Annotated in this window: 2 protein-coding genes; one reads left to right on the top strand and one right to left on the bottom strand. The window is 29.0% G+C overall.

Features of this window, described 5'->3' with window-relative positions:
* Positions 1–2,258 (top strand): peptidoglycan-binding protein (locus BUA77_RS13020; RefSeq protein WP_072890984.1); only part of this gene is annotated, 2,258 nt, incomplete at its 5' end.
* Positions 2,259–2,302: 44 nt separating this feature from the next.
* Here the strand turns inward: BUA77_RS13020 and BUA77_RS13015 are convergent.
* The coding region (locus BUA77_RS13015) for a WG repeat-containing protein (RefSeq protein ID WP_143151374.1) at positions 2,303–2,593 on the bottom strand (291 nt) is incomplete at its 5' end.

Raw genomic sequence — 2,593 nt, 5'->3', positions numbered from 1 at the left:
ATGTTAATGGGATTGACGGTATATTTGGTAATGGCTTAAAATCTGCCGTTATTAAGTTCCAAAGTGCTCACGGTTTAAGTGCTGATGGTATCGTTGGTAAAGACACTAGAGCTGCTATTGATACTGCTCTTAGAAATAGAGAAATAATAGAACCTCCTATAGGTGGCTATAATATATATAATCCAAATCAATCAAATTATACAGTTAATGTTAACCTAATTTCAAAAAACTATCGTAGTAGAAAGCATGGAAATTCTATCAAAGCAATAGTAATTCACTGGATTGGAAATCCAAAATCAACAGCTATAGCTAATAGAAATTATTTTGCTAATACAGATAGATCTGCTTCTGCTCACTACATAGTTGGCTTAAATGGTGAAGTTGTTCAAGCTGTTAAAGAAGAAAACTGTGCTTTTCATGCAGGAGGATCTTCATATACTAACTTAGCAAACACTAGATTTAAATCTGGAAGCTCAAGAATGCATAATGATTGGACAATTGGTGTAGAGTCGTGTCATGAAGATGCTAATGGTAATTATAATTCAAAAACATACACAACATTAGTTAGACTTGCAGCCAATTTATTAGATAAGTATAATTTAAATACTCAAACAGACCTATTGAGACATTATGATTTTACTCATAAAGACTGCCCTAAATTGTTCTGTGGTGAAAATAATCAAAACTGGGCTAAGTTTAAATCGGATGTAGATAAAGTCAGAACAAATAGTATCAATATTCCAGTTACAAATGCTCAAATGCCTAGTAATGTTAAATTTAGTTCAAACGAAAGAACTATAACAATAACATTCAACAAAGGTAAAGATTCAGTAAAAACAATACTAGGAGATTCTCAAAAAAATAAACTACAAGAAACTACAGGTAATTCTTTTGTAATTGAAATGCCAGTATATGGTCAGAAATATATAGTTTACTTAAAATCTATAGCATCTGATGGTACAGAAACAGCATGGTCAGGAGGATACGCAGTAACTACAGGAACACCTTCCGAAAGTATTTACCTTCAAAGAAAATTATCTTATGATCCTAGGGTTGAAATATTACAAACAGATTTAAAAACCTTAGGTTATGATATAGGGAAATATGGAGCAGATGGTAAATATGGAGACTCCACAGAAAAAGCAATTAAATCTTTCCAAAAAAATAATTGGATTTATGTAGATGGAATAACACGATTAAGTACTATAAAAACAATATCTAAAGTACTTAGACAAAATAATCTTGAATTTTATAACTACTGTAAACATCCAAAAGTAAAAGTTTTACAAGAAAAGCTTCATAAATTAGGACTTTATAATATTAAAATCGATGATAAATACGGAGAATCCACACAAAAAGCGGTTAAATCTTTCCAAGAAAAATATTTAAAAAATTATTTAAGTTACTACAAAGAAACTGAAAAGTTAGGAGTAGCTGATCCATTTACAATAAATCATATAAATAAAGAGTATAGCAAACATGTTAATAATAGCGGAAATACTAATAATCCACATTCTAATAAGTATAATGAAGCAATATATAAACATATAGACGAATCATTTATAATGCAATTTGTCAATACATTCCTTGATGTAAAAGATTATTGGCAAAAAGATTTTTTCTTAGATACTAAATTTGAGAAGACTTATAAAATAAATAAATGTTTATCTTTAACTCTTTCAGCTGGAATAAACAAAGATAATTCTAGCACTGCTAATCACATTAATGCAGGATCTCTTAACATTAAAAATTTTCAAGTAGACAACTTAAGTTTACCAAATGTAACTTGTAGCGGAGAAGATTTAGATAACTTGCTAGAAAAATTAAAAAACTTAAGAATTATATCTGATAACTTTCTTAAAGATGTTGATTTAACTGGTATTAGCTTCGTAGCTGCTCGTCCTAATTTAGACGATGAAAAATTTTCCTTTACTCTATTTGAAATGCAGTATGCTGCAGAATTAGAAGATGTTTTACAACATTATGGTATCGATTCTCTTCCTATTGATTTTAATGGTAGAACATTATTTGTAAGAGCTACTTTCGATATAAATATAGATTTAGATGATGTTAAAAAAGGATTAATCACAGCAGAAATAGCTCTTGTTGCAATTTTAGGTTTAATTATAATTATAGAAGCTGGAGGGGTGACAATGACTCTTGGGGCAATATATAGTGCATTAATGCCTTTATCCCCTATCATCTATAAATTTGAAGAACTCTTACAACAATGGACACCTGCTTTAAATGGATTTTAAAAACTGTTTATATAGTGTAAATTTTTTTAAAACCTTCTACTTTTTTAAGTAGAAGGTTTTTTTGAGATTTCATTTCCATATTTATCTATAATTATAGTGTTTCCTTCATTAGTAACTATATAAAGCATGCCTTCATCTAATCTATAAATCCTAAATACACCACTCTCAGATTCAAATATAGTTTTGTCTTCTTTATTTATAATCTTATGATGTTGATCTACCATAGCTACCCCATTTTCAAAACTGTATAAATACTCATATTTAGGCTCAATTCTTATTTTTCCTGTTTTATCTATTGAACCCCATTTACCATCTATTTTCACACCTGCTAAACC

Source organism: Tepidibacter formicigenes DSM 15518, assembly GCF_900142235.1.
Classification (GTDB): domain Bacteria; phylum Bacillota; class Clostridia; order Peptostreptococcales; family Peptostreptococcaceae; genus Tepidibacter; species Tepidibacter formicigenes.
This window is presented reverse-complemented; position numbering and strand designations above follow the sequence as displayed.